This is a genomic window from Nocardioides hankookensis, from assembly GCF_042658885.1.
Classification (GTDB): domain Bacteria; phylum Actinomycetota; class Actinomycetes; order Propionibacteriales; family Nocardioidaceae; genus Nocardioides; species Nocardioides hankookensis.
Genome location: NZ_JBHSRJ010000004.1, coordinates 1,200,033 through 1,226,453, shown reverse-complemented (window position 1 = coordinate 1,226,453; position 26,421 = coordinate 1,200,033). Strand labels below are relative to the sequence as shown.

Here is a 26,421-nt window from a genome sequence, read left to right as displayed (position 1 = left end):
GCTCCTACACCTCCTTCCAGAAGATCCAGACCTTGTTGGAGAAGGTCTTGGTGTACTCCTCGGTCCACTTGTCCTCGGCCACGTGCGGGTCGTTGATCGTCATGTCCGCCGCGTGCGCCGGGGCGACACCACCAGTCTGCTGCTCGAGCGCGGTCGGGAGCCCGTGCGCGCCGGTCAACGCGCCGGTGACCTTGTTCAGGGTCGCATCGGTGGCGCCGACGCCCTTGTTCCGCTTGTCGACGACCGCGACGACCTGGAAGGGGACCTTCCGTGGGAAGAGCACCTCCTGCTCCCAGCTCTTCTTGCTCAGCGCCTCCACGTCGCCGCCCGACTTGTTCGAGACGATGACGTGCGCCGTCGGACGCTTGGGCACGAAGGAGTCGGCGAGCGACTTGGCGGTCGACGTGTACTTGTCGAGCGTCTGCTTCGCGCCGACCGCATACTCCACGTCCGCGGTCCCGTCCGCCTCCGCGTGCTCGTAGCTGTAGTCGCCCCGGTAGAGCGGTCCGGCGTAGCGGGGCAGCTTCTTGAGGCCGGAGTCGAGTGCGGCGAGCCGCTCGGGCGCCGCGGTGCCGTCGTTGAAGGGCTTGTACTCGCCGATCGTGTAGCCGTTGATGCAGTCGAGCTCGAGCGGGGTCAGCTTGTACGCCGCCGCGAGGGCCTCGTTGCGCTTGGCGGGCGAGCCGCCCTCGACCTTGTGGGTGTCGCCCTCGCGCGGGCTCTTGCCACCGTCGACGCGGATCTGGACGCCCGCGAAGTTCGACTGCACCAGGTTGAGCGCGGTCATCAGCTGCTGGGCGGCAACGGTGTCCGGGTCCTTGGGGCCGAGCACCTTGCACACCTTGCCCCCACCGAACTGCGCCACGAAGGCACGCAGCATCAGGCCCGCGTTCTCCCCGATCGCGGCACGCAGCCGCAGCCCGTTCGCGGAGCCGATCAGCTTCTTGTACGCCGGCGCCGCGGCGACGTCGGGAAGCTTCGTCGCATCGGCGACGACGGGCATCGCGCCCAGCTTCTTGCACTGGCCGAAGAGGGCCGCGAGGGCGATCACGGCTTCCTCACCGAGGCCGTTCACGAGCTCGGGGCTCCCGTAGAAGTCGCCGCTGGGGTCGTCGTCGTTGTCGGACTCGTGCAGGAGCTTGGCCTTGGTCGCCTTGGCGACCAGCCCCTGCTCGGTCGCGTGCGCCGCCCAGCTCGTGCCGGCGCGCAGGGCCCGTCCGCGGAGGAACTCGAGCGCCTCGGTCTTGCCTTCGTCGCCGGAGTCGCCACGCACCGCGTTCTTGGCCATCCAGGCGTCGACCCACTCGACGATCTTGTCCGCCAGGGTGCGGACCGTGTCCTTCTTGGCCTTGAGCGCCGCGTGGTAGGCGTCCACGGCCTTGAGCACGGACTCGTACGTCGAGGTGCTCAGGCCGTACTTCGCCTTCCACCCGACCGCGGGCAGCTCCGCCTTCGTCGGCACCGCCGGTGTCTGCTCCACCCCGTCAGCGGTCTTGGCGTCGAACATCGCCTTGCCGGTCGCGCCGATCAGCTCGTGCGGGAAGACCGTGGCGCCGGTGATCTCGAGCAGCTGCTTGCTCGTGTAGGGCTCGAACTTCGAGTACCCGACGGGACCGTCGGCGTAGTCCAGGCCGTAGTCCCTGCTGGCGGACATGATCTCGTGGAACGAGTGGTCGCGCGCCGGGATCATCGTGCCGAGCGCCGCCAGGCGGATCTTCTCCAGGTCCTTCTTGCCCAGCTTGAAGTACTGGCCCGCGTGGAAGTACATGTCGGACGTCCCCGAGAAGCCGGCGAGCATCCTCATGTTCTTGTTCGTGCCCTCCTCCTTGAGCTTGGGACCGAGGTTGTTCCAGGCCTCGCCGCCCTGCCAGGTCCTGATGACCTTGTCCCCGAGCACCGCGTTGTACGCCGCGACCTTGCCGGCCTCGTCGAGGCCGGCCCAGCCCTTGTTCTTCTTCTGGACGGCCGCGGTCTCCTCGGGGAACGCCCCTTCGTACTCCCGGCTGGACAGCGGTGCCTCGCCGCGCTCGACGACCTTGTTGGGCGTCGGCGCGTCCTTGCCCGCGAAGAACCCCTCGAGGTGCTTGTTCTGCTCGACCTCGGTCTTGCCGACCCGGTCGTTCTCCTTGCGGTCCGCCGTCCGGCCCTTGCGGCCGAACATCATCGCGTCCGGCGCCTCCATCTCGGTGCCGATCAGCGCGGTGTCGGCGATGGCGCCGTACTTCTCGGGGGCGTCCTTGGTCGCCTCGAGCATGTTGCCGAGGCCGAAGTCGTCGTCCTCGTAGTTGGTGATCGCCGCGTAGACGGCGCCCATCCGCTCACGGAGGTTGCCGGAGTCGAAGACCTCGGCCGCCCGGGCCTTCGACACCTTGCCGGCCGCGGTCTTCGCGGGGTTGTAGGCGGCGCCTTCCTTGCCGGCGCCATGACGCTCGATGAGGAGCGCCTTGAACTTGTCGGTGAGCGCCTTGGCGCCGGCCAGCGCCTGCGGGTCCTTCGAGAGCGCGTAGCCGAGCTTGAACTCGTACTCCTCCGCGACCTTCTTGTACTGCCCCTGCAGCAGGTCCCCCTTCTGCTCGTCCGTGAAGAGGCGGTGCAGCCGCGTCACCGGTCCGGTCGACGGCTGGAGGGTGTGGGCGAGCTCGTGCGCCAGGACCCGGTCGCCCTCGGGTGAGCTCGGGGCGTACTCCCCCGCACCGAAGAAGACGTCCTTGCCGGTGGTGAACGCGCGGGCACTCACCAGGCGGTTGAGGCGGGCCGCGTCCGGGTCGTCGTGGATGCGGACGTCGGACAGGTTCGCCGAGAAGGCGGACTGCATCCGCTGGAGCACCGGCGCGTCGAGGGGACGGCCGCGGCCGCGGCGCGACTCGATCTGGGCCGAGGTGCCGTCGTCGAGCTCGCCGCCCTCGTGCCCGACCACGGCACCGGTCGACGGGGTGGGGCTCCTCCGCAGGTGGTCGCAGCCGGGCCCGTGCTGGTGCAGGTCGATCTCGACGCCACCGGCGGACGAGTCGAGCGCGGCCAGGCGGGTGAGCGCGGAGTCCGCGCGCCGGTCGGCGTCGGCCTCGGCCGGGTCCTCCGCGTGCCCGACCGTCATCCGCTCCACCGGCAGCGGCACCGGGGCGCGGGGCGTGAAGGCCTCGACGACCGGTGCCTCCGGCGCCACGTCGTCATGGGTCGCTGCAGATCCGAGTGCCTTGTCCACGAGAACTCCCTCAAGGCGGGGTGTTCCTCGCAGTATGGACCCGCCAAGGAGCACTGTCAGTCGAACTCGGAACGTGCGCCGGCATCGAACACGACGACCTCGTGCTCGAGCCAGGTGTCCACCTTGGCCGAGAGCAGGGTCAGCTCGTAGACGACCTCACGTTGCTGCTCCTCGTCGGTGAGCTGGTCGACGTAGCCGGGCACCTGCGCTCGGTAGAGGTCCGCGACCTCCGGGAAGCCGAGCTCGGCCCGCCTGATCTGCACCCGGTTGCTGCTGATCGTCCAGCCCAGCTCCATCGACCCCGTCAGCACCGAGATCATCCCGCGGTCGAGTGCGTGGACCTTGTTGCCCTCGGGCGCCGTCGCGACGTACCAGACGTGGGGTCGGTCGGACCGGACGAAGTGCATGATCCGGCTCGCCGGCCTCCCGGACTCTTCGGCGTTCGACACGACGACCACGTTCGACACCTCCACCACCTCGGTGAACAGCTCCATCGCCCGCCCTGCGAACACCGCTGTGTCGTGGCGATGCTCCTTCGCGAAGGCCAGCGCCGCCGCCACGGACTCGAAGCGCTGCTCGCCCTCGATGAAGTACAGGATCTGCGGGACGTACGCCGCGATGTCCTCGTCCCCGTAGTAGAAGGGCTGCCACCGTCGACCCGCGTGGAGCTCGCTGGTGTACTTCTTCAGCTCTCTGCCGACGCGCCGGGCGCGCACCCGGCGGCCCCAGGCGGAGCGGAGGACGTGCAGGCCCAGGAAGACGCCGATGATGAAGCAGGCGACGATCTGGACGGTCACCGGGCGCGACAGGTTCCGCGCATTCGGCTTGATCTCGTCCGCGACCAGGGCGAGGCCCGTGCCGGCAGCGGCACACACGACACCGGCCAGGACCGCGAACACGACGCGGAAGCGCCGTTCGATGAACTGGATCGCGTCAGCGGCACGCTGCCTCTCCTTCAGGTGCAGCTCGCGCTGCCGCATGTCAGCGACCAGCGCCGCGTCCTCGGCCGAGAGCGGCATCAGCCGGCCCGGTGCGCGCGGTAGAGGTTGCGCAGCTCGTAGGTCTCGATGTCGCTGTAGGGCTGGATCTCGACGTGCCGCTGATGCACCCGCTCGTCCCGCGGTCCGTACTTGTCGGCGTACCAGGTCTCGGCGATCTCCAGGCGCAGCGCGAGCCGCTGCGCGTCGTACTCCCGCCGGCCGTTGCGCGTGGCTCTGGAGGTGCGGTCGAGGAGGTGCAGGCCCAGGAAGATGAGGACGAAGGCGAAGAAGAGGACCTCCAGCAGGAACACCGTGCGGTCCCACATGTCGAAGCCCTCCTGGTAGCTCCACCACCCGCCCTCGTCGTCGCGGTGCAGCAGCGACGAGGCCGTGATGAAGACCGGGAGCACGACGAAGAACCAGCTCACCAGGATCCAAGCCACCTGGAACACCTTGGTGCGGACGTGACCTGAGCCGAAGAACCACTCGACCGTGACGTCCTTCTCCGCGACCTCGTGGACGACGTAGGACGGCTTGCTCGTCATGACGACTCCTTCCCCTGGTGCGCGTCGCGGGTGCCCTGCAGGCTGTCGGACCGCTCGGGCGACTTCCAGGAGCCGCCGTCGCGCCGCTCCCAGACCTTGCGGACCGTCGGGACGAACTCGAGGACGACCGTCCAGGTGTTCACCATCCAGTAGACGAGCATGTACGCCGGCGCGAACAGGAGGTACTTCAACGTCCGGCCCCGGTCGTTGTAGTACGACGCGGCGCTCAGCTGGACCAGGCCGATGACCATCTGGAGGGAGACGAAGATGCCCACCATGTACCAGTTGTGCCAGAACCGCTCCCAGTCCTGCGTCACGGCCATGAGGAGCTGGGTCAGCAGGAAGAGCGCCATGCTGATCCAGTAGAGGAAGCTCCAGAAGACGCTGAAGCTGTAGTCCAGCACGATCGGCATCATCCGCCAGCGCTCGACCGCGTGCCGCAGCAACGCCGGGCCCTTGGTCACCAGGACGTAGATGCCGCCCGACGACCAGCGACGGCGCTGCTTGACCAGCGACCGGGTCTGCTCCGGGACGTCGAGGAAGAATCGGATGTGTGGGGCGAACAGCGCCCGCCACCCCATCGCCTGCATGTCCCATGCGATCGCGATGTCCTCGGTCGGCTGCTCCGCGTGCCAGCCGCCGACGTCGAGCACGGCCTGCCTGCGGTACATCGTGTTGGCGCCCGAGAACGCGAAGAGCCCGCCGTACGACATCTGGGAGCGCTTGATCAGCCCGATGATCGAGTTCAGCTCGTTCTGCTGCGCCTCCGCGGTCAGCGTCGTGCGGTTCGCGGCGAGCATGTTGCCGGTGACCGCTCCGACGTTCTGCCCGCCCTCACGCTCGAAGTAGCTCAGGTACTGCCACAGGGCGTCGGGGTTGGGACGGGTGTCGGCGTCGTTGGAGAGCAGGAAGTCGCCGCGCGCGAAGGCGAGCGCCACGTTGAAGCCGTGCGCCTTCCCACGGTTCTTGACGATCGTGACGACGCGCAGGTCCGGGTACTCGGCCTGCAGCGCGGTGAGGATCTCGGGGGTCCGGTCGGTGGAGGCGTCGTCGACGACGATGATCTCGTACCTGTCGGCCGGGTAGTTGAGCATCGTCTCGAGGTAGCGGACGGTGCTCTCGATGGACGCTTCCTCGTTGTGCGCCGGGACCAGGATCGTGACGAAGGGCTCGCCGTGCTCCAGGTAGCGCGGACGGTCGTGCCGCTCCGAGAACACGTGGTAGTAGAAGCTCGAGACCAGGAACGCCAGCCCGCCGACGATCGGGTAGGCGATCAGGACGAAGATCAACAGCTGGACGAACCAGTCCATGCCCGTGCTCGGCATCCCGCCTCCTCGCTCAGATCCTAGCGAGATCAGGGGCCCCGACCGCGTACCTCAGCCGAACACGGCGTACGCCGCGACGGCGACCCCGGTCGTGAGCCCGGCGAGGTTGACGCCGATCAGCGCGTAGAGGACGACGACCGACCCGCTGGACGATGAGGTCGCGTCGTCGCGCTCGGGCGATCTCGTGAACGGGGCGAGCACCGCCAGCAGGACCATCACACCGAGGGTGGTCAGGACGATCTCTGCGGGGCTCACGCGCGACCCATCGGCGGGCCGGCCGCCGACCTGAGCGACGGCGCCGCTCCGCTACCCGACGTACGGCGCGGTCGAGCCACCCAGCTCCATCTCGGGGAGGCCGAGCTTGCGGTGGTCCCAGGAACGGGTGCGGTCGGCGTCGAGGCGGATGGCGGCGCGGTTCTTGGCCATGAACTCGACGAACGGCTTCATCTCGTCGGTGTACGGCGCGTTGTAGCGCTCGAAGATGTTGACGCAGACGTCCCAGACGACGTCCTCGTCCTCGACCACGACACCGTGGCCCTCGATCGCGACGCCGCGGAGCTGGTCGTAGGTGTGGCCCGCCTCGACGAGGAACGAGCAGCGCGGGTCGCGGCGCAGGTTGACCGTCTTCTGCGCCTTCTTCTTGGTCTCGAACCAGATCGCGCCGTCCATCACGGCGTACCACATGCCGACGAGGTGGACCTGGCCCTGCGGGCCGTACGTCGCGAGCGTGGACGAGCGCTGCTGGGCGAGGAACTCGGCGATCTCGTCGTCCGCCATGACGACCTGGCCGCGCTGGTTGGCCATGCCTCAGCCGCCGAAGGCGTGGGTGGAGGTGACGCCGCCGTCGATCGAGATCTCGGCGCCGTTGATGTAGGACGACTCGTCGCTGGCGAGGAAGACGTAGAGCGGGGCGATGTCCTCGGGGTAGCCGACCCGGCGCAGCGGCACCCGCGAGGCGCCGAACTCCATCGCGGCGTCACCGCCGTGGACGCGGGTCATCGGGGTGTTGATCATGCCGGGGTGGATCGAGTTCACCCGGATGCCCTTGGGGCCGAGCTCCATCGCGGCGCACTTGGTCATGCCACGGATCGCCCACTTCGTCGCGGCGTACGCCGTGCAGCTCGCCATCCCCGCGAGCCCCTCGACCGAGGACGCGTTGATGATCGAGCCGCCGCCGTTCTTGCGCATCGTCCGGGTGACGGCCTGCATGCCCAGGAAGCAGCCGAGCTGGTTGACCCGCCAGAGCAGCTCGACCTCGTCGACGGGCATCCGCTCGATGTCGCCGAAGCGGAGCAGGCCGGCGTTGTTGGCGAGCACGTTGACCGGGCCGAAGCGCTCGTTCGTCTCCTCGACGACGCGCTCCCACGAGGCCTGGTCGCTGACGTCGTGGTCGGCGAAGTGGGTGCTGCCACCCAGCTCGTCCGCCAGCGCCTGGCCGGGCTCCTTCGCGATGTCGGCGATGACGACCTTCGCGCCCTCGGCGACGAAGTGGCGCACGATCGCCGCGCCCTGACCCATCGCGCCGCCGGTGACGATGGCGACCTTGCCGTCGAGTCGTCCCATGTCAGGCCTTCAATCGCATGATCGAGTCGGCGGCGAAGCCGACGGCGGGGTCCCGGTCGGTGAAGTAGCCGCCGAGCTGCTTGTCGAGGTCGTCGGCCGTCCAGAGGTCGCCGGCCTTGTCGAAGCGCTCCTCGACGACCGGTGCCGCGACGAGGGCGACCATCCCGCCGTACACGACGAAGACCTGGCCGGTGATGTTGGCGGCGGCGTCGGACGCGAGGTAGGCGACAACCGGCGCGACGTGCTCGGGCGAGTAGGGGTCGACCTCCATGCCGGACTGGTCCTCGCCGAAGACCTGGGCGGTCATCGCGGTGCGGGCCCGGGGGCAGATCGCGTTGGCGCGGACGCCGCTGCTCGCCATCGACCGGGCGGTCGAGACGGTCAGCGCGGCGATGCCGGCCTTGGCCGCGCCGTAGTTGGCCTGTCCCGGCGGGCCGGACAGGAACGCCTCGGACGCGGTGTTGACGACGCTGGCGCCGACGGGGCCGGACTCCTTGGCCTGCGCGCGCCAGTACGACGCGGCGTTGCGGGAGAGCAGGAAGTGGCCGCGCAGGTGGATGTGGATGACCTGGTCCCACTCCTCGTCGGACATGTTGAAGAGCATCCGGTCGCGGGTGATGCCGGCGTTGTTGACGACGACGTCGAGCCGGCCGAAGCCCTCGACGGCCGCGGCCATCATGGCGTCGGCGGTGGCCCGCTCCCCCACGTCGCCGGCCACGATGCTGGCCTCGCCGCCGCGGGAGCGGATCTCCTCGGCGGTGCCCTCGGCACCACCGGGCAGGTCGTTGAGCACGATGCGCGCGCCGGCGTCCGCCAGCGCCAGGGCCTCGGCGCGGCCGAGACCGGCGCCGGCCCCGGTCACGATCGCGACCTTGCCGTCGAGAGAGGTGGTCACTGCGTCAGTCCTCCAGGCTCATTCAGACAGGGAGATCGCGGCGCGCGGGCAGGCGGCCACGGCGCGCTTCACGGCGTCGATGTTCTCGGGCGTCGTCTCCTCCGTCTTCAGCTGGAGGAAGTCGTCGTCGTCGAGCTCGAACACCTCGGGGGCCATCGCCTCGCAGAGCGCGTTGGACTCACAGAGGTCGAAGTCGATCTTGATCTTCATGGGCTGCCTCAGCTTCCTTCACTGGAGTGACCGGGGAACACGTGTGCGGTCGGGTCGATCACGACGGCCGCGTTGTTGACGGCGGTCGCGGCCTCACCGAAACCGACGGCGATGAGCCGGACCTTGCCGGGGTACTCGGTGATGTCGCCCGCGGCGAAGACCCGCGCGAGGTTCGTGCGCATCGAGGAGTCGACGACGACGTGCCGCTTCTGAACCTCGACGCCCCACTGCTGGATGGGCCCGAGGTCGGCGATGAAGCCGAGGGCCGCGACGACCGCCTGCGTCGGCCGCGTCGTGAGCTCGCCGTCGACGGTGATGTCGATCGACTCCACGGTGCCGTTGCCGTGGATCGCCGAGACCTCCGCCTTCGTGACGATGTCGACCTTGGGCGAGGCCTTCACCGCCTCGACCGTGCGCTCGTGCGCCCGGAACGCGTCGCGCCGGTGCACGAGGGTGATCGACTTCGCGACCGGCTCCAGGTGCAGCGCCCAGTCGAACGCGCTGTCACCGCCACCGACGATGACGACGTCCTTGCCGACGTACGGCTGGAAGCTCGGCACGAAGAACTCGAGACCGCGGCCCAGCCAGCCCTCTCCGGCCGGCAGCGGGCGGGGGCTGAACTTGCCGATGCCGGCGGTGATCAGCACGACCTTCGCGCGCACCGTGGTGCCGTCCTCGAGCCCGACGGTCACGCCGCCCTCGTCCTCGACCAGGGTCGAGGCGGTGCGCTCGAGCAGGTAGGTCGGCTCGGAGAGCGCGGCCTGCTCGACCAGGCCCTCGACGAGCTCGCGCCCCTTGACCGACGGGAACCCCGCGACGTCGAGGATCTGCTTCTCGGGGTACATCGCCGTGATCTGGCCGCCCAGCTCGGGCAGCGAGTCGACGACGGCGACGCGCATCCCGCGGAACCCGGCGTAGTACGCCGAGAACAGGCCGGTCGGGCCGGCGCCGATGATGAGCAGGTCGGTGTCCACGTTCTCGGAAGGAGGCACGACGGGGATCCTTCTCCTCTCGGGCGGCCGGCTCAACTATAACTTGTTCTAGTTTCGCGGACCCTACCCGATCATTGGGTCTCGATGTTCGAGACCAGCCACCCCTGGTCGGTGTGCACCACGGTCACCAGCGCGCGGTACTGCGCGTACGACGTCTTCGGCTGGCCGTCCTGCTGCTTCTCGACGTACTGGTTGAGGAAGAGCAGCGCCTGGACCTGCACGGGCGAGGCCTGCACGACGCCCTGGGCGACCGCCTTGACCTGGAGCTTGGTCTGCTGGGCGATGAAGTCGTCCTTGATGCCGTCGGCGGTCGCGCGGTACTCCTTCGCGAACGTGTCGGTCATCTTCTCGGTCGCCTTGTCGACCTGGCCGTCGTAGTCCTGGTACGACGTCGACAAGATCTGCTCGGTCGAGCGGGCCGCCGCCTCGACCGCCGCGCGGTGGCTGAGGTCCCCGGTGACCACGGGGCGCGACGCCGAGACCGTCGGGTCGGGGTCGCGAGCGAGGTAGACGATCTCGCCGATGCCGACCAGCGCGAGGACGGCGATGACCGCCACCAGGATCCAGGTGAGTCTGCGTCGGGGTGGTTTCGAGGCTCGCTCCGCTCGCACCTCAACCACCGGGGCGTCGGAGGCGCGAGCGTCCTCAACCACCGGGGCGTCGGTGGTTGAGGTGCGAAGGCGCTCTGGCGCCTGAGCCTCGAAACCACCTTCCCCGTCGGTGCTGGCGGGCTCGACGGGCTCGGTCGTCCGGCCCGCGATCTTGCGCGGGCGGCCGGTGGCGGGGCGGGACTGGCCCTTGCGCGGGGCGCTCATCCGACGAACTCCACGTTGCTGGTCTTCCAGGCGTCGTCCTCGCGGACCAGGTCGAGCTTGATCCGGAACTGGCGGGCGACCGGCTTGTTGCCGGTCGAGGTGTTGGCGACCGTGCCGGTCGTGGCCACGATGACGGTGGCGCTGTCCTTGTCGGTGTCGACGACGCCGGCCCAGAGCACCTTGCCCTCCATCACCGACTTCGCCTGGGTCAGGATCTTCACGACGTCCTTCGTGCTGGTGTCGTACTGCTTGGCGAAGTCGCCGGTCGCACCCGCCGCGACGGCGTCGATGCTGGCCTGCGCGTCCTGGTAGTCGATGTTGACGAACGCCTCGGTCTCCTTGCGCGCCGCGGCGAGCACGTCGCCGTACCGCTCCTGCTCGGCGGCCGCGCGCTGCCGGTCCTGGTGGGCGCGAGCGACGTAGAAACCGCCGATGATGACACCGCAGGCGAGCAGCAGGGCGAACACGTAGAGCACCACGTTGCGGCGCCTCACTGCGTCACCGGACCCACCAGCAGCCATTTCCACGCGTCATCTCCCAGGATCGACAGGTTGCCCTGATCGAGGAACCGTACCGGGTTGCCCTGCCGGTCCACCGCACCCTGCACGAAGCCGGTCTGCGGGTCGTACGACGAGCGGTAGAGCCGCCCCGGCGACGGGTTCGCCGGCGTTCCCGGCGAGTAGTTGGAGCCGCGCATCGCGTACGGCGGGCCGGCGGAGCAGTGCGCCGGGTAGATCGGCCCGTCGCTCAGGTCGCTGGGCGGCCGCCACTGGCTGCGGGGCTTGTAGCCCTGGGTGCAGGGCGGCTGCTGGGCGAACTGGAGGTTGACGTGTCCGTAGCCGTCACCGGGCGTGCCGGTGAAGCCGGCGGAGATGGTGCGCGGGTAGGTCACCAGCAGCTGCTCGACCCCGTCGAGGTGGGAGACCACCACCTGGTTGACGCTCACCGCACTGCCCAGCAGGACCGGCAGCGTGGGCTCGAGGTCCTTGAGCATCTTGTCCAGCTCCCGGGCGGTGCCGGGCGTGCCGTCGAGCACCGTCTCGAGGTCGTCGTCGCTCGCGGCGAGCGCGTCGGTCAGCGAGTGCAGGTCGCTCGAGAGGGACTGGATGTTCTCCTTCTCCCCCTGCTGCGTGGTCAGCACCTTCTTGCCCTGGTCGAGCAGCGCGATCGTCTCGTCGGTGTGGGCGGAGGCTTCGCGGACGAACGTGCTGCCGTTGTCGAGGAGCCGCTGGAGCGGCACGCCGGTGTCGTCGAACATCGTGCCGAGCTCGCGGACCACGGTCGTCAGGTTGTCCTTGTCGACCGAGCTGACGAACTGGTTGAGCTCGACGAGGAGGTCGCCCTCGTCGACGGGCAGGGAGTCCGCGGTGCCGTGCAGGGTGCCCCCGGCCTCGACGTACGGGCCCTTGTCGTCGGGCGGCTCGAAGTCGAGGTACTGCTCGCCGACGGCCGACAGGTTGTGGACGAACATGGGCGAGTCGGCGGGCAGCTTGGTGCCGTCCTCGAGCGCCAGGTCGAGGGTGATGCCGTCGGCCGTGGCCCGCATCTTCGAGACCTTGCCGACCTTGACGCCGCGGTAGGTGACCTCGCTGCCCTCGAACAGCCCGCCCGAGGAGGGCAGCGTGGCGTGCACGGTGATGCCTCGGCCGAGGACCCGGTCGACCAGCCCGAGGTAGGTGCCGGCGATGTAGACGATGCCGACGGCGCTGAGCACGAGGAACGCGCCGATCCTGATCCGTACGCCACGACTCATGAGACGCCTCCGTAGAGGGCCGTCGGGCCCGGTGTCGGCGACGGGTCGCCACTGGTGAGGGCGTCTGGGAGGCTGCGTCCGAGCAGGTCGCCGAGGCCCGGCAGGCCCGGCAGGCCGGGCAGCCCGGGGAGACCTGGCGTGTCGCCGTCGCCACCGGGGACGACGTTGACGAGCTTGCAGACCGGGTTGTCCTGGTAGGCGGGCTTCTTGCAGTCCGCGCGCAGCTGCTTGAGCAGGTTGACGGAGTCGAGCACCTTGAGGCACGCGGCGCTGGTGAGGTCGCCGCTGCGCAGGCACTTCTCGACCTGGGTGAGCACCTCGCCCGGGTTCGGCAGGCCGGGGATCCCGCCGCCGTCCTGGCCGTTGGGGAGGATGTTCTCGAGGTTGATGTCGGCGCGGATGGAGGTGTTGGCGTAGTCGCCCTTGACGATGTCGCCGGCCTCCTTGGGGAACGGGAAGCTGACCAGCAGGTTGAGGCCGGGGGCGAGCGAGTCGCCGGCCGCGTGCAGCTTCGCCAGGATCGGCTGGAGGTGGTCGAGCGAGGCCAGGATGTCGTCCTTGCTGGCCCCGATCACCCGGGTCCCGACCTTGCCCAGCTTGTCGAGCGAGCCGAGCATCGCGATCAGCTCGTCGTGCTGGTCGGCGAGCACGTCGACCGCGGGTCCGGCCACGTCGAGCGCACCGGTGATCGACTTCTTCTCGTCGTTGAGCGTCTCGGTCAGGTGGGCGATCGACTCCATCGCGTTGATGATGTCGGCCTTCTGGTCGTCGATGGTCCCGACGACGTCCTCGAGCGAGCCCAGCAGGTGGCGCAGCCGGTCGGTGCGGCCGTCCATGACCTGGTTGAGCTCGTTGGTGATGGTGCCGAGCTGGGCGACACCGCCACCGCTCAGCAGGAAGGACAGCGCGCCGAGCACCTCCTCGACCTCGGGGTTGCGGCCGGTGTCGGCGAGGTCGATCGTGTCGCCGTCGGAGAGCCGACCGGTCGGCGCGACGTGGGTCGGCGCCTCGAGGGACACGTACTTCTCCCCCAGCAGGCTGACCTGCCGGATGTCGGCGACCGCGTTGTCGGGCAGGTCGACGTTGTCCTTGACCCGCATGGTGACCCGGGCGTGCCAGCCGACGCGCTCCACGTCGGTGACCTCGCCGACGGTCACGTCGTCGACCATCACCGGCGACTTCGGGACGACGTTGAGGATGTCGGCGAAGTCGGCCGTGATCTCGAACGAGTTGTCGTCGGAGACCGGGGAGCCGGGCAGCGGCAGGTCGTAGGCGCCGTCGAACTTGCAGCCGGTCGCCGTCACGGCGAGCGCGACCACCAGCACGCACCCGCGCAGCAGCCTCGTCGACCGGGTCATGAGCCGCCTCCCATGAGGTGCGAGAGCGAGCCGCCGGACACGCCGTACTGCTGCTGCACCCGGTTGGCCTCGTCGCCGGTGGCCGGGCGGTTGGCCGCGGCGCCGCGCTGGGAGGGCGGGATCGTCGGGAGCTGGTCCTCCACCGGCTCGAGCAGCTGCTTGAAGAGCGCGCACGCGAGGTCGGCGCTCTTGCCCGGCAGGCTCGCCTGCTGGACGACCGAGCACAGGAAGCCGTCGGCGTCCCACAGGTTGCCGCTCACGCCGATCCGCGAGCCGATCGTCCCGGTCTGCGAGTTGTAGGCGAGGCTGAGGTTGCCGATCGCGGTCGGGGCGACGCGCAGCGCGGTGTCGAGGCTGTCCTTCTCCGAGTTGATCGTCTGCATCACCTTGGTCAGCTTCTCGACGTCGGTGACCAGAGCCTCGCGGTTGTCGTGGACGAAGCCCTTCACGGTGCCGACCGCGTCCGCGACCGCGGCGAGCGACTGCCGGATCTCCGTGCGCTCGTCGGCGAGCTGGGAGGAGACGCCCGCGAGGTCCTGGACGAACGCACGCACGAACTTGTCGTTCTGGGCGAGCGTCGTGGTGAGCTGGGCCAGCTGCGTCACGGTGTCGAAGAGCGGGCCGCTGCCCTCGCCGAAGGTCTGCGCCGCCGCGGCCAGCTGGGTGAGCATCTGGTTGCCGAGCTCGCCCTTGCCGTCCAGGGCGTGGGCGCCCGCGGCGAGCACGTGGTCGAGGGTGCCGTCCTTGTTGACGCCGTTGGGGCCGAGCGCCTCGGAGAGGTCGCGGAGGCTGGCGTAGATCCGGTCCAGCTCGACCGGGACCGCCGTCTCGGGCAGCGCGATGTCGGCGCCGTCGGCCATCAGCTGGTCGCCCTTGTCGTACGCCGGGGTGAGCTGCACGAACCGGTCGGCGACGAGGGTCGGGGTCACGATGACGGCCTTGGCGTCGGCGGGCACGGAGTAGTTGGCGTCGTACTCCATGTCGACGCGGACCGAGTTGCCCTCCGGCGTCACGGCGGTGACGCGGCCGACGTTGACGCCCAGGATCCGCACGTCGCTGCCCTCGTAGATGCTGACCGCGCGCGGGAAGTGGGCGGTCACGGTCTTCATCTCGGTCGTGTCGCGGATCGCGAAGAAGTACGCCGCGAACGCCAGGCAGAGCGCGAGGACCACGCCGAGGACCCGGCCGATGAGCGTGTTGGGCACCATGTCAGCCCTCCCCCCGCGTCGGGACGAACTCGCCGGTCGGGATGCCGAGCAGGTTGGAGGCGTAGGCGTCGAACCACGGGCCGGTGCCGATGATGTTGCTCAGGATGTCGACGTAGGGGCCGAGGGCGCCGAGCGTCGCCTTCAGCTGCTTGTCCTTGGAGTTGAGCAGCGACAGCAGGTCGTCGACCTCCTTCAGCGCCGGCCCCATCTCGGCCTTGTTGTCGGCGGCGACCCCACGCAGCTGGGTCGCGAGGTCGCGGGCGTTGACCAGCAGCAGGTGGACGGCCTGCTTGCGTCGCTGCACCTCCTGGAACACGAGGTCGCTGTTCTTCATCAGCGACACCAGGTCCTCGCTGCGGGCAGCAAGCACCTTGCTCACGCTCTGCGAGCCCTTGAGCAGCGCCTGGATCTGGTCGTCGCGCTCGGCGACCGACTGGGAGAGGCGGGCGATGCCGCGGAAGCTCTGCTCGATCTCCGGCGCCGCCTTGTCGGTGGTGTCGGCGACGACGTTGAGAGCCTTCGAGAGCTGGTCGGTGTCGATCCGCTCGGTCGTGGTCGTCAGGTCGCTGAACACGCCCACGATGTCGTATGCCGACTCGGTGCGGTCGAGCGGGATCACGTCGTCGGAGGAGAGCTGGCCGGGGCCGGCGGGCTGGAGCTCGAGGTACTTCTCACCGAGCAGGCTCAGCACCTCGACCGAGGCCCGGGTGTCGGTGCCGAACTCGACCCCGTTGTCGACGTCGAACGTGACGACGACGGTGTGGCTGTCCTTGAGCTCGACGTCCTGGACCCGGCCGACCCGGATGCCGCCGACCTGGACCATGTTGCCCACGTGCAGGCCGCTCGCGTCCTTGAACTCCGCGTAATACGTCGTACCGCGGAAGCCCGGGAACTTCCCGAGGTTGAAGGCGGCGGCCATGATCACCGCCATCACCACCAGGGTGATCGCGCCGAGTCGCAGGACCCGCGCCTCGCTGTAGCGCCTCGCGGTCGTCATTGCGCCTCCGCCCCGTTGCAGCGCGGCGCCGTCGACCGGAAGTCGAGGTGGTTGAGCTCGTTCATCAGCTGCTTGACGCCGGGCAGGTCGCCGAGGCCGGCCGGCAGCGTGATCCGGCCGCTGAAGCCGCAGACGTAGTAGCTGTACCAGCTGCCGTACGTACCGGTGCGGGTCTGGTCGGTCATCGACTCGGGCAGCCGGTCGAGCAGCTCGATCACCTGTTTGCGCGACTCCTTCTCGTTGAGCAGCGCGGCCAGCTTGCGCAGCTTCGCGACGTCGGACTTGATCAGCGGACGGCCCTGCCGGATCAGGTCGGCGACCACCACGGTCAGGTCGGAGATGTTCTGGAGCGACGACCCGATGGTGGAGCGGTCGCGGGCGAGGTCGGTCATCCAGTTCTTCAGGCCGATCACCAGGTCGTTGAGCTGCTGGTGCCGGCTGTCGACCGTCGTCAGCGTCTCGCTGAGGTTGTCGACGACCCGGCCGATCAGCTCGTCCCGGTCCGCGAGGGTGTTGGTGAGCGACGCGGTCTTCGCGAGCAGGCCCTGCACGGTGCCGCCCTCGCCCTGGAGGACCTGCACCAGGTTCATGCTGAGGTCGTTGACCTGTTGGGGGTTCAGGGCCTGGAAGAGCGGCTGGAACCCGTTGAAGAGCACGGTCAGGTCGAGGGCCGGCTTGGTCTGCTCGATCGGGATCGTCCCGTCGTCGGCGAGCGGCTTCGCACCCGCGTCGGCACCCTCCTCGAGGGCCAGGTAGCGGTCGCCGACGAGGTTGAGGAAGCGGATCTCGGCGTGCGAGGCCGTCGTCAGCGGGACGCCGGACTGCACCCGGAAGGTCACCAGGGCCTGGTCGCGGTGGTAGTGCTCGACCTTCTTGACCTCGCCGACGCTGACACCGGCGACCCGGACGTCGTCGCCCTTCTGGAGCATCGAGGCACTGGAGAAGACCGCCTTGAACGTCGTGCCGGAGCCGAAGCCGACGTTGCCCATGATCGCCGCGAGCAACCCGGTGACCAGCAGCGAGATGACCGTGAAGATGCCGAGCTTGATGCCGGCCGAGATCGTGGTGGCGTTGCGGGAGGTCATCGCGCACCTCCCGACTGGGTGCCGGCTGGCTCGCGGACGAGTGGGCCGTACATCAGCGAGCCGAGCGCGCCGTACTGCTGCGCGTCGGAGCCGGTCCGCTGCGCGAGCATGGCGTTGATGATCTGCTGCTCGCCGGTGCTGCCCGAGTAGTCGGCGCCGACCCGGTTGAGGCCGGGCAGCGGCGACGTCGGCGGGTGCTCGTCCATGTCGCTGCCCTGGTCGAGCGCGATCGGCGGCGCCGGGACCTTCGGGTTCGGCAGGCCGAGGCACCAGGGGCCGTGGCCGACCTCGCCGTACGTCGGGCGGTCGCGCTGGTCGTAGGCGCGGTACTGCGGCGTGCCGAACTCGATGTACTGCTTGACCTGGTTGCCCTCGAACGTCTTGGCCAGCCGCGGCGCGTACTTCGCGGCGCCCTCGATCAGGCAGGGGAACTCGGGCGAGTAGACGGCGAGCAGCTTGAGCACCGGCTCGGTGACCTGGCCGACGCGGATCAGGTTGCTCTCGTTGTCACTGAGCACCCGGGTCGAGGTGTCGGCGACTCCCTGGAGGTCGGAGAAGAAGGTGCCCAGCTGGGCCTTGTTGTCGACGATCGTCTGCCCGGTGGTCGTCACGTTGCGCAGCACCGCGAGCAGGTCGGGTGCGGCGAGGTCGTAGGTGTTCGCGACGTCGGCGAGCTTGACCAGGTCCTCGCGCAGCGTGGGCAGGTGGGCGCCGATCTTGCCGAGGTAGGTGTCCAGCTCGTCCATGGTCTGACCCAGCTGCTCGCCGCGGCCACCCAGCGCCGTGGCGAGCGCGTTGAGGGTGGCGTTGAGGTCGGCCGGCCGGACGGCGCGCAGCAGCGGGAAGAGGTTGGCCAGGATCCGGCTCAGCTCGACGTTGGTCTCGACCCGGCTCGCCGGGATGACGTCGCCGTCGGACAGCGGCGTCGTGGACGGGTCGTCGGGCCGGACGAGCGAGATGAACTTCTGGCCGAAGAGCGTCGTCGGCACGATCTGGACGGTGACGTTGTCCGGGATCTGCTTGGCGTCGTCGGGCTTCAGGGCGACGGTGATGACCGCCTCCTTGCCGTCCTGGTCGATCTTGCGGACCTGGCCGACGAGCGCGCCGTTGAGCCGGACGTCGCCGAACCGCGCGAGCTGGAGACCCGCGCGGTCGGCCTTGATCGTGATGGTCGTGTCGCGCTCGAAGGCCTTCTGGTAGATCGCGATCGACAGCCCGATCAGCAGCGCGACGACCGTCATGAAGACGACGCCCGCCAGCAGCAGCCGACGGTGCTCCGCCGGGCTGTCGTGGTAGACGTTCACCAACATCTAGCCGGTGATCCTCACCGTGGTGGTGGAGCCCCAGATCGCGAAGCTCAGGAAGAAGTCGGCGACCACGATGGTGACGATGCTGGTGCGGATCGCGCGGCCCACCGCCGTACCGACGCCGGCGGGACCGCCGGACGCGGTGTAGCCGTAGTAGCAGTGGATCAGGATCACGGCAGTCGCGAGGAAGAGCAGCTTGAAGAACGACCAGAGCATGTCGATGGGTGGCAGGAACTGCAGGAAGTAGTGGTCGTAGGTGCCCGGTGACTGGCCGTAGATGTAGGTCGTGATCAGCCGCGGCGAGAGGTAGGACGCGCTCAGCGCGACGACGTACAGGGGGATGACGGCGATGAACGCCGCGATCATCCGCGTGGTCACCAGGAACGGGAGCGACGGGATGCCCATCACCTCGAGCGCGTCGATCTCCTCCGAGATCCGCATCGCGCCGAGGCGGGCGGTGTAGCCGCAGCCCACGGTCGCCGCCAGCGCGATCGAGGAGATGAGCGGGGCGACCTCGCGGGTGTTGAAGTACGCCGAGATGAACGCGCTGAACTTCGCGACGCCGATCTGGCTCAGCGAGGCGTAGCCCTGGATGCCGACCTCGGTGCCGGCGAAGAACGCCAGGAACGCGATGACGCCGGCCGAGCCGGCGATCAGGGTGAGGCCGCCGGCGCCGAACGTGACCTCGGCGAGGGTGCTGGTGATCTCGCGGGGGTAGCGCTTGATCGCCCGCGGCACCCAGAGCAGCGCCTTGACGTAGAAGAGGAGCTGGTCGCCGTAGTGCTCGAGCCAGTCGCGCCGTCCCTTGACGAAGGCGCCGCCCAGCTGTCCGATCGTCGCCATCACAGACCTGCCGGGGGGACGACCTGGAAGTAGATCGCGGTGATCACCGCGTTGATGAAGAAGAGCAGCATGAACGCGACGATCACCGACTCGTTGACGGCCCGGCCCACGCCGCTGGGCCCGCCACCGGCGTTCAGGCCCTTGTAGGCGCCGACGATGGCGGCCATGCCGCCGAAGACGACGGCCTTCACGATCGCGATGTAGAGGTCGTTGATGCTCGCCAGGGCGGTGAACGAGGCGAGGAACGCACCGGCTGAGCCGCCCTGGACGATCACGGTGAAGAAGTAGCCGCCGCCGATGCCGGCGCCGATCACGATGCCGATGATCATGAACGCGACGAACATGGTCGCGAGCACACGCGGCACCACCAGGCGGGCGATCGGGTCGACCCCGAGGACCTCCATCGCGTCGATCTCCTCACGGATCTTGCGCGCCCCCAGGTCGGAGCAGATCGCCGAGCCCGCGGCGCCGGCGATGATCAGCGCGGCGGCGATCGGGGCCGCCTCCCGCACCACCGCGAGGACCGCGGTCGCGCCGGCGAACGACTGGGCGCCCAGCTGGCCGGTGAGGTTGCCGACCTGGAGCGAGATCACCGCGCCGAACGGGATGGAGACCAGGATCGTCGGCATCAGCGTGACGCTGGTGATGAACCAGGCCTGCTCGATGAACTCGCGGACCTGGAAGGGAGTGGTGAAGGTGCGCTTCGCGACGTCGATGATCATCGCGGCCAGCTCGCCGGGGCCCCGCACGATCGACGCAGCAGAGAACGCCACCGTGCACCTCCCCAACTGGTCTAGACAGCCACCGCAGAATAGAACGTGTTCTCATTCCGGGCAAACCCAAGTCCCAGCTCTCCCTGCTAGAACTTGTTCCTCCCACGCGTCAACGACGTACATCCCCGGAGGTAACGCCCGCGAAACGTGGGCTGGACCGGTGCTGGGGGTCGTACGCCGGGGCGCTGGTGGTTTCGAGGCTCAGGCCTAGCGGCCTTCGCACCTCAACCACCGTGTCGGTGGTTGAGGTGCGAGGCGCGCTAGCGCCGAGCCTCGAAACCACCATCCACAGGCCCGGCGTACGCCGTTGCGTCCGACGTCGCTCGGACCGACGCTGGGTCGATGCCCTACACCTACATCGTGCGGTGCGCCGACGACTCCTACTACGTCGGCAGCACCTGGGACGTCGATGCTCGGGTGTGGCAGCACAACAGTCCCGATCTCGGCGCCGCCTACACCCGACACCGGCAGCCGGTGGTGCTCGCCTGGTGCTGCTGGTTCGACTCGATCGAGCAGGCCTTCGCCTACGAGAAACGCGTCCAGGGCTGGAACCGGCGCAAGCGCGAGGCCCTGATCCGCGGTGAGTTCGACGCACTCCCCGACCTGTCGCGGCGCAGTGCCGTGCAGCGACGACGCGCGGAGGAGGGTGGTTTCGAGGCTCAGGCCTAGCGGCCTTCGCACCTCAACCACCGTGACGGTGGTTGAGGTGCGAGCGGAGCGAGACGACACGGTGGTTGAGGTGCGAGCGGAGCGAGCCTCGAAACCACCAGGCGCCCACCTACGATGACGACGTGGACAAGGAGTTCTGGTCGTCGTTCAGCCACGACCCGCGCGACGAGCAGTTCCGGTCCATGCGGGCCTCGGACCAGGACCGGGCCACCGTCGAGCAGGCGCTGACCGAGGCGTACGCCGACGGGCGGCTCGACCGTGAGGAGCTCGACGAGCGCACCGAGCAGGTGACGCGGTCCCGGACCCTGGGCGAGCTGGTGCCGGTCGTGGCCGACCTGGTACCCAGCACGAGTGCCTCCACCGGTCGCGGTCTCGCCTACGCGACCTCGGGCGAGATCCACGAGAAGGCGGTCGAGAAGTACCGCTCGGACCGGCGCGAGGCGGTCTTCGGGTTCCTCTTCGCCACCCTGGTGACGACCGTGATCTGGTTCCTGACCACCGGGCCGGGCCACTTCCCGTGGCCGGCCTTCGTCGCGCTCGGCACCGGCATCAATGTCGCGAAGACCGTCTCCCGCAAGCAGGACATCGTCCGCAGCCACGAGCGCCGGCTCGAGAAGAAGCGCGCCAAGGAGCTCGGCCAGCCCTGGACCCCCAACGACAAGGCGTCGGAGTGACGCTCCGCAGTCGGGCCGACACCGTCCTCGCGCATCCCTCGGCGATCCTGCTGAGCGCCCAGCTGGTCGCGGTGCTCGCCTACCCGTTCTTCGACGAGACCGCGTTGGGCCGCTCGGTCATCGGGGTCGTCCAGCTGGTCGTCGTGCTGGCCGCCCTGGCCGCCGTACGCCGCACGCCCGCGCTGACCTGGGTCGCCGTGCTGCTCGGCGGCCCCGCGATGGTCCTCACCGTCGTCGAGGCCGTGCAGCCCGACGTCGACGGCGTCGTCCTCGCGTCCGCGCTCTTCCACGCGCCGTTCTACTTCTACGTCTCGTACGCGATGCTGCGCTACCTCTTCCACGACGACCGGGTCACCCGCGACGAGCTCTTCGCGACCGGCGCGGCCTTCACGGTCGTGGCCTGGGGCTTCGCCTACCTCTACGCGGCAGCGCAAGTCATCTGGCCGGGGTCGTTCGTCGGCGCGGTCGGCTCCGGCGACCGCAGCTGGTTCGAGCTGCTGTTCCTGTCGTTCACGACGCTGACCAGCGTCGGGCTCTCCGACGTGGTGCCGGTACTGGCCCACGCGCGGTCGCTGGCGATGGTCGAGATGGTCGCGGGCGTCTTCTACGTCGCCCTGGTGGTCGCCCGGCTCGTCAGCCTCGCGGTGGTCCGTCAGCGTCCGGAGTAGCCGGGCGGTACTTCTTGGGGAGCTTCGCCACGACCAAGCGGTAGGACTCGTCGACGGCCTCGAGGATCTCGTCGTCGGGGATCGCGCCACGGAAGGCGAGGTCGTTCCAGCCGGAGCGGCCGATGTAGCGCATCACGGTCGCGTCCCCGGGGAAGCGGTCGAGCCACTCGTCGGCGACCTCCCGGCTCGGGCCGCCCTTCAGGCCGACCCCCTCGGCGCCGAGGAAGGCGAAGATCTTGCCGCGCTCCCCCTCGCCGACCTTCATCACCGGGTGCTCGTGCTCCCAGGGGAAGTCGGGCCAGGCACCCGGCTTCGCGAGGCAGTAGGCCTGCAGCTCCTCGACGTCCACGGGCTCATTCTTCGTCGTCGTCCTCGTCGTCGTCGAGCAGACCCTCCCTGCGGGCGGCCGCGACGATCCGGCGCACGTTGGTGAGGGTGCCGCAGTCGGCGTCGATCTGGGCGTTCCGCTCGGTGGCGAACTGCTCCCCCAGGTCGGCGCGCACCTGCGGCCCGACCTCCTCGCGAGCCGGGTTGAGGATGGTCAGCTCCTCCTCGGTCAGGTGGTGGTTGACCACCTTCGCGAGCTCCTCGACCGCGTCGTCGAAGGCCTGGGTGTCGGTGCCCTTGAGCTCGAGCACGGCGAGCAGGGCCTCGTTGCCCTCGGCGTGCTCCTCCACCCCGTGCTCGGCCTCGTGCTCGCCGACCGCGTGCTTGCGCCGCAACTTGGGATAGACGTACTTCTCCTCCGCCTCCGCGTGCGCGACGTGGAGCGCGGCGAAGGCGCGGCGTACGGCGTCGCGGTCCGAGCTGCTGTCGCGCAGGTCGCGCAGCAGCGTCTCGAAGCGGCGGTGATCGTCGAGGATCAGCTCCACGACGTCACCCTGCACGGGCCGGCCCAGGTCGATGGTCGTCATGCCCGCAACGTAGCCCGTCGGGGGCCGGGCGAAACCCGGCCCCCGATGGTGGTGGAGCGTGCGCTCAGGAGGCGCAGAGCAGCTCGGGCTGGGCGAGCAGCGGCTGCGCGCCGGGCGCCGGGACGTCGCTGCCCGCGGCGGTCGACGTCCAGGAGTAGGCCAGGCGGAAGACCTTGCGGATGTCGAAGGTCTTGACCGCGGACTGGGTGAGCCCGTAGGAGCCGGTGAAGAGCGTCTCGCCGTCACCGGTCAGGGTGAGGTGCGCGGTCGCGCCCTCGTCGCTGTCGTCACCGTTGCCGAACCGCACCCGCAGCGTGGTGCAGGTCGGGTCGAGGTTCCAGTCCGCGTTGCCCACGAAGGCGCCGTCGGTCGGTCCGTACGAGGGCGAGTAGGTCTTCCCGGCGATCTTGGTGCCGTAGAGCGTCCCGGTCCCGGTCGCGGTGCGGGTCGGGGTGTCGGTCAGCGAGTGCCAGGCGTAGACGGTCACCTTCACCGCCCGGCTCACACCGGGGCGCACCTTGCCGGCCTTGGGCACGACGGCGCGGTACTGCCGCACACCCGCGATGTGAGGCTTGTCGGTGTAGGTGTAGGCGCCCTTCTTGCTGGTCTTGAGGCGCGCCTCGACGGCCCACTTGCCACCCGCGAGCTTGCGCTGCAGGACCACCGGGGTGCCCTTCACGGCGGGCTTGACCTTGCCGGCGACGATGAGCGGCTTGCCGACGACGGCCTTCGTGCTGCTCGCCTTGAGGGTCACCTTGAAGGCCGCCTTGCGCTGCGCCGGGGCAGCGTCCGAGGTGGCGGGGGCGACCAGTCCTGCCGTGAGGGCCGCTCCGAGTGCGAGGACCGCGATCTTGGACGTGGGCTTCATGTTCCGAGTCTCCGTTTCGTCGTCGTACGCCGGCGATCGACGCCTGGCAACAACCACAGCGCCGCGGGAGCCGTCGACGTTACACGGCTGGACTAGACCGGACCGCGATCCCCTCGAGCTCGTCGCGGTCGACGACGCGACGGGTCTTGACCCGGTAGCGGACGACCTGGACCAGGCCGATGGCCCAGATGACGTACTGGGTGCTCATCGCCCACCGGAACGCCGACGGCGTGTAGTCGGTGCTGCTGCCCGGCGTACGCCAGTCCAGGACCAGGCCGATCACGATGACGAGCACCAGGCTGGCGGCGAAGCCGCCCTGGTTGATGATCCCGCTCGCGCTGGCCAGGCGCTCGTTCGGGTTGGACGTCCGGCCGACGTCGAAGCCGATCATCGAGGCGGGGCCGCCGATGCCGACCACGACGACGAGCACGAAGAGCATCCAGGTCGGCGCGTGACCGGGCCACGCGAGCACCACCGTCCACGCGGTGACGATCGCCGCCACGATGGTGAGCACCATCGTCGATCGGTGCCACGGGTGCGCCCCGACCAGCCACCCGAGCGTGGGCCCGGCGGCCATCACCGCCAGCACCATCACGGTGAGCAGCGCTCCGGCCGTCGCCGACGACTGGTGCTCGCCCTTGACGAAGAACGGGTAGCCCCACAGCAGGCTGAGCGCCGTCGCGCTGAACTGGGTGGAGAAGTGCATCCAGAAGCCCAGCCGGGTGCCGGGGTGGGCCCACGAGGACGCCAGGCTGTGGCGTACGGCGGGGAAGGACATGGCCGGGCCCCGCAGGTGGCGCTGCGACGGGGTGTCGTGCAGGACCAGCAGCACGACGACCGCGAGCGCGAGCCCGAGCGAGGCAGCAACGAGGTAGGCCTTCGTCCACCCGAGGTGGCCGAGCGCCCACGTCATCGGTACGGCGGCCAGCACCGCCCCGAGCTGGCCGAGCGTGCCGGTCAGCTGGGTGAAGAACGGGATCCGGCGGGTCGGGAACCAGGTCGCCACCAGCCGCAGCACGCAGATGAAGGTCATCGCGTCGCCCATGCCGACGAAGACCCGGGCGACGAGCGCGGCGGGATAGCTGTCCGCGAGCGCGAAGCCGCCCTGCGCGAGCGTCATCAGGGTCAGGCCGCACAGCAGCACGCTGCGCGACCCGAACCGGTCCACCAGCAGGCCGACCGGGATCTGCATGCCGGCGTACACGAGCAGCTGGAGCATCGTGAACGTCGCCAGCTGGGCGGCCGAGATGTCGAAGCGCTCGGTGGCCGCCAGCCCGGCGACCGCGAGCGACGAGCGGTGGAAGACCGCGACGAAGTAGATGAGCAGACCGACCAGCCAGACCGACCACGCACGTGGCGTGATCGTGGTCGGCTGGTTCACTCCGTCAATGCTAGGCCTGCGGCCGGGATCATCGGGATGCGGGCTGCACCGGTCAGTACGAGCAGTAGACCGCGGAGTCGTACATGATCAGCGACTCGGAGCTGTCGGCCGGCTTGCTCCACTCGAAGCGGACGGACCGTGCGCCGGAGATGTCCTTCGACACCCCGAACGGCCCGTAGCCGTCGACGAAGTCGCCCGAGCCGACCTCGACGCCGTCAACGAGGACGCTGCCGTGGGCGTAGTCGATGCCCTGCGAGGCGACGTGGGCGCGCAGCTTCGTGCACACGCCGCGGGTGTCCTCGAGGTCCCACTCCATGAAGCCGCTGTCGATCGCATCGTCGGCGACGATGCCGTCGTCGTAGAAGATGCCGTCGAGCACATTGACGTACTGCCGCTGGAACGTGCCGAGTCGGCTGCTGTAGGGCTCGTCGCTCAGGTCGTGCCAGGTCCACACGGTCACCGCAACCCCCTTGCTCACCACGCGGGAGTGCCGCGTCGGGACCACCAGGCGGTAGTAGCGGACGCCACCGCGGTGGGCGACGTCGACGAACCGGACGCCCCCTCGCCCGCCCACCTTCGCCCGCCCCACGTTGCGCCACTCACCGGTGTACTTGAACATGCGCTGGACGGTGACTGTCCCGCCCGCCGGGCGGACCCGGACGAGACCGGTCAGCACCACGCGGTCACCCTCATCGACGCGCGCCGGCGCCTTCAGCGTCACCGCGGCGGCGCGGGCGTGGGCTGCGCGCTGAGGGGCGGCCGCGTTGCTGCTCGGCGTCATCAGCGCTGCCGCCGTCACCAGGACGGCGACGGCGGCGCCAGCCGCCCGGACCATGGGTGCACGCATCGTTGTCTCCCTCGACTGTGGAGGCCGGTGCACCCCCGTGAGTGCACCGGTACCTCGTGAGGGGAAGCGTCCGCGAGGCCGTGCGCGTTACAGCGGGTCAGTCCAGGCAGAACTCGTTGCCCTCGGGGTCCTGCATCACGATGAAGCCGCCGCTCATCGGCGGCGCGGGCTCGGAGCGCTCCAGGCGGGTGGCGCCGAGCGCGACGAGCCGCTCGCACTCGGCCTCCAGGGCTGCCATCCGGTCGTCCCCCTCGAGGCCGGGCGCGGCCCGGACGTCGAGGTGCACCCGGTTCTTGACCACCTTGTCCTCGGGCACCTGCTGGAAGAACAGCCGCGGCCCCACCCCGGCGGGATCCTGGGACGCGGAGGCCATGTTGCGCTTCTCCTCGGGGAGTGTCTCCGAGAAGGCGTCCCAGGAGTCGAACCCCGGCGGTGGGGCCGGGAGCTCGTAGCCGAGGGTCGCGTTCCAGAACAGCGAGAGGGCGCGGGGGTCGGCGCAGTCGAAGGTGACCTGCACGTTCTTGGCACTTGTCATCTCTCATCCTCCCG

The 26,421-nt window shown here is 69.5% G+C and carries 29 protein-coding genes; 3 read left to right on the top strand and 26 right to left on the bottom strand.

All coding sequences use genetic code 11. The features are described from left to right. Nucleotides 1-4: 4 nt before the first annotated feature. The 20 genes from ACFPYL_RS12365 to ACFPYL_RS12270 form a co-directional block, all read right to left on the bottom strand. Nucleotides 5-3,202, bottom strand: coding sequence for an eCIS core domain-containing protein (locus ACFPYL_RS12365; protein ID WP_379154294.1), 3,198 nt, complete (start codon nt 3,200-3,202; stop codon nt 5-7). A 56-nt stretch (nt 3,203-3,258) separates the two neighbouring features. After that, on the bottom strand, nt 3,259-4,221 hold the full coding sequence (locus tag ACFPYL_RS12360) for a hypothetical protein (RefSeq protein WP_379154292.1): 963 nt from the start codon (nt 4,219-4,221) through the stop codon (nt 3,259-3,261). Continuing rightward, nucleotides 4,221-4,727, bottom strand: a complete 507-nt coding sequence (locus tag ACFPYL_RS12355; RefSeq protein WP_379154290.1) for a hypothetical protein — start codon at nt 4,725-4,727, stop codon at nt 4,221-4,223. Before ACFPYL_RS12355 ends, ACFPYL_RS12360 begins: the two co-directional genes overlap by 1 nt. Continuing rightward, complete coding sequence (locus tag ACFPYL_RS12350) at nt 4,724-6,052, bottom strand: glycosyltransferase (RefSeq protein ID WP_379154288.1); 1,329 nt, start codon at nt 6,050-6,052, stop codon at nt 4,724-4,726. Before ACFPYL_RS12350 ends, ACFPYL_RS12355 begins: the two co-directional genes overlap by 4 nt. 51 nt (nt 6,053-6,103) lie before the next feature. Beyond that, nucleotides 6,104-6,307: a hypothetical protein gene (locus tag ACFPYL_RS12345; RefSeq protein WP_379154286.1), complete on the bottom strand. Its 204-nt coding sequence runs from the start codon at nt 6,305-6,307 to the stop codon at nt 6,104-6,106. A gap of 51 nt (nt 6,308-6,358) precedes the next feature. After that, nucleotides 6,359-6,856 (bottom strand): pyridoxamine 5'-phosphate oxidase family protein, encoded by a 498-nt coding sequence (locus ACFPYL_RS12340; RefSeq protein WP_379154284.1) that lies wholly within the window; start codon nt 6,854-6,856, stop codon nt 6,359-6,361. A gap of 3 nt (nt 6,857-6,859) precedes the next feature. Next, nucleotides 6,860-7,615 (bottom strand): SDR family NAD(P)-dependent oxidoreductase, encoded by a 756-nt coding sequence (locus ACFPYL_RS12335; protein WP_379154282.1) that lies wholly within the window; start codon nt 7,613-7,615, stop codon nt 6,860-6,862. Between the two features lies 1 nt (nt 7,616). Then, a complete protein-coding gene (locus ACFPYL_RS12330) occupies nt 7,617-8,510 on the bottom strand; it encodes a 3-oxoacyl-ACP reductase (protein ID WP_379154280.1) in 894 nt (297 codons plus the stop codon). A gap of 18 nt (nt 8,511-8,528) precedes the next feature. Continuing rightward, entirely contained in the window at nt 8,529-8,720 is a 192-nt protein-coding gene (locus ACFPYL_RS12325) for a ferredoxin (protein ID WP_379154278.1), read from the bottom strand. An 8-nt stretch (nt 8,721-8,728) separates the two neighbouring features. Continuing rightward, nucleotides 8,729-9,712, bottom strand: a complete 984-nt coding sequence (locus ACFPYL_RS12320) for an NAD(P)/FAD-dependent oxidoreductase (protein WP_379154276.1) — start codon at nt 9,710-9,712, stop codon at nt 8,729-8,731. 71 nt (nt 9,713-9,783) lie between these two features. Then, the gene (locus ACFPYL_RS12315) at nt 9,784-10,527 is read right to left on the bottom strand and encodes a hypothetical protein (RefSeq protein WP_379154275.1); all 744 of its coding nucleotides are present in this window, start codon (nt 10,525-10,527) and stop codon (nt 9,784-9,786) included. Next, nucleotides 10,524-11,021, bottom strand: coding sequence for a hypothetical protein (locus ACFPYL_RS12310; protein ID WP_379154273.1), 498 nt, complete (start codon nt 11,019-11,021; stop codon nt 10,524-10,526). The genes ACFPYL_RS12315 and ACFPYL_RS12310 overlap by 4 nt, the downstream gene beginning before the upstream one ends. After that, nucleotides 11,018-12,280 carry an MlaD family protein gene (locus tag ACFPYL_RS12305; protein ID WP_379154271.1) on the bottom strand — a complete coding sequence of 421 codons (1,263 nt, stop codon included), beginning with the start codon at nt 12,278-12,280 and terminating at the stop codon, nt 11,018-11,020. Before ACFPYL_RS12305 ends, ACFPYL_RS12310 begins: the two co-directional genes overlap by 4 nt. Next, entirely contained in the window at nt 12,277-13,638 is a 1,362-nt protein-coding gene (locus tag ACFPYL_RS12300) for an MCE family protein (protein ID WP_379154269.1), read from the bottom strand. Before ACFPYL_RS12300 ends, ACFPYL_RS12305 begins: the two co-directional genes overlap by 4 nt. After that, on the bottom strand, nt 13,635-14,846 hold the full coding sequence (locus ACFPYL_RS12295; protein ID WP_379154267.1) for an MCE family protein: 1,212 nt from the start codon (nt 14,844-14,846) through the stop codon (nt 13,635-13,637). The genes ACFPYL_RS12300 and ACFPYL_RS12295 overlap by 4 nt, the downstream gene beginning before the upstream one ends. A gap of 1 nt (nt 14,847) precedes the next feature. Continuing rightward, entirely contained in the window at nt 14,848-15,843 is a 996-nt protein-coding gene (locus ACFPYL_RS12290) for an MCE family protein (RefSeq protein WP_379154265.1), read from the bottom strand. After that, complete coding sequence (locus tag ACFPYL_RS12285) at nt 15,840-16,928, bottom strand: MCE family protein (RefSeq protein ID WP_379154263.1); 1,089 nt, start codon at nt 16,926-16,928, stop codon at nt 15,840-15,842. Before ACFPYL_RS12285 ends, ACFPYL_RS12290 begins: the two co-directional genes overlap by 4 nt. Further along, on the bottom strand, nt 16,925-18,238 hold the full coding sequence (locus tag ACFPYL_RS12280) for an MCE family protein (protein ID WP_379154260.1): 1,314 nt from the start codon (nt 18,236-18,238) through the stop codon (nt 16,925-16,927). Before ACFPYL_RS12280 ends, ACFPYL_RS12285 begins: the two co-directional genes overlap by 4 nt. Continuing rightward, the gene (locus ACFPYL_RS12275) at nt 18,239-19,078 is read right to left on the bottom strand and encodes an MlaE family ABC transporter permease (protein ID WP_379154258.1); all 840 of its coding nucleotides are present in this window, start codon (nt 19,076-19,078) and stop codon (nt 18,239-18,241) included. It abuts the gene before it with no gap. Then, nucleotides 19,078-19,851, bottom strand: a complete 774-nt coding sequence (locus tag ACFPYL_RS12270; protein WP_449289712.1) for an MlaE family ABC transporter permease — start codon at nt 19,849-19,851, stop codon at nt 19,078-19,080. Before ACFPYL_RS12270 ends, ACFPYL_RS12275 begins: the two co-directional genes overlap by 1 nt. A 342-nt stretch (nt 19,852-20,193) precedes the next feature. Here ACFPYL_RS12270 and ACFPYL_RS12265 point away from each other — a divergent pair, with 342 nt between their 5' ends. The 3 genes from ACFPYL_RS12265 (at nt 20,194) to ACFPYL_RS12255 (ending at nt 21,862) form a co-directional block, all read left to right on the top strand. Next, entirely contained in the window at nt 20,194-20,520 is a 327-nt protein-coding gene (locus ACFPYL_RS12265; protein WP_379154256.1) for a GIY-YIG nuclease family protein, read from the top strand. 122 nt (nt 20,521-20,642) lie between these two features. After that, nucleotides 20,643-21,194 carry a DUF1707 SHOCT-like domain-containing protein gene (locus ACFPYL_RS12260; RefSeq protein ID WP_379154255.1) on the top strand — a complete coding sequence of 184 codons (552 nt, stop codon included), beginning with the start codon at nt 20,643-20,645 and terminating at the stop codon, nt 21,192-21,194. Continuing rightward, nucleotides 21,191-21,862, top strand: a complete 672-nt coding sequence (locus tag ACFPYL_RS12255) for an ion channel (RefSeq protein WP_379154253.1) — start codon at nt 21,191-21,193, stop codon at nt 21,860-21,862. The genes ACFPYL_RS12260 and ACFPYL_RS12255 overlap by 4 nt, the downstream gene beginning before the upstream one ends. Here ACFPYL_RS12255 and ACFPYL_RS12250 read toward each other — a convergent pair. From ACFPYL_RS12250 to ACFPYL_RS12225, 6 genes are all read right to left on the bottom strand, one after another. Continuing rightward, the gene (locus ACFPYL_RS12250; protein WP_379154251.1) at nt 21,828-22,211 is read right to left on the bottom strand and encodes an MmcQ/YjbR family DNA-binding protein; all 384 of its coding nucleotides are present in this window, start codon (nt 22,209-22,211) and stop codon (nt 21,828-21,830) included. The two genes, ACFPYL_RS12255 and ACFPYL_RS12250, sit on opposite strands and share 35 nt — an antisense overlap. Nucleotides 22,212-22,215: 4 nt before the next feature. Then, nucleotides 22,216-22,776, bottom strand: coding sequence for a hemerythrin domain-containing protein (locus tag ACFPYL_RS12245; RefSeq protein WP_379154250.1), 561 nt, complete (start codon nt 22,774-22,776; stop codon nt 22,216-22,218). A gap of 64 nt (nt 22,777-22,840) precedes the next feature. Further along, nucleotides 22,841-23,644, bottom strand: a complete 804-nt coding sequence (locus ACFPYL_RS12240; RefSeq protein ID WP_379154249.1) for a hypothetical protein — start codon at nt 23,642-23,644, stop codon at nt 22,841-22,843. A 79-nt stretch (nt 23,645-23,723) separates the two neighbouring features. Next, nucleotides 23,724-25,025: an MFS transporter gene (locus ACFPYL_RS12235; protein WP_379154248.1), complete on the bottom strand. Its 1,302-nt coding sequence runs from the start codon at nt 25,023-25,025 to the stop codon at nt 23,724-23,726. 52 nt (nt 25,026-25,077) lie between these two features. Next, on the bottom strand, nt 25,078-25,872 hold the full coding sequence (locus tag ACFPYL_RS12230) for a hypothetical protein (RefSeq protein ID WP_379154247.1): 795 nt from the start codon (nt 25,870-25,872) through the stop codon (nt 25,078-25,080). Between the two features lie 97 nt (nt 25,873-25,969). Continuing rightward, complete coding sequence (locus ACFPYL_RS12225) at nt 25,970-26,407, bottom strand: VOC family protein (protein ID WP_379154246.1); 438 nt, start codon at nt 26,405-26,407, stop codon at nt 25,970-25,972. Nucleotides 26,408-26,421 lie beyond the last annotated feature (14 nt).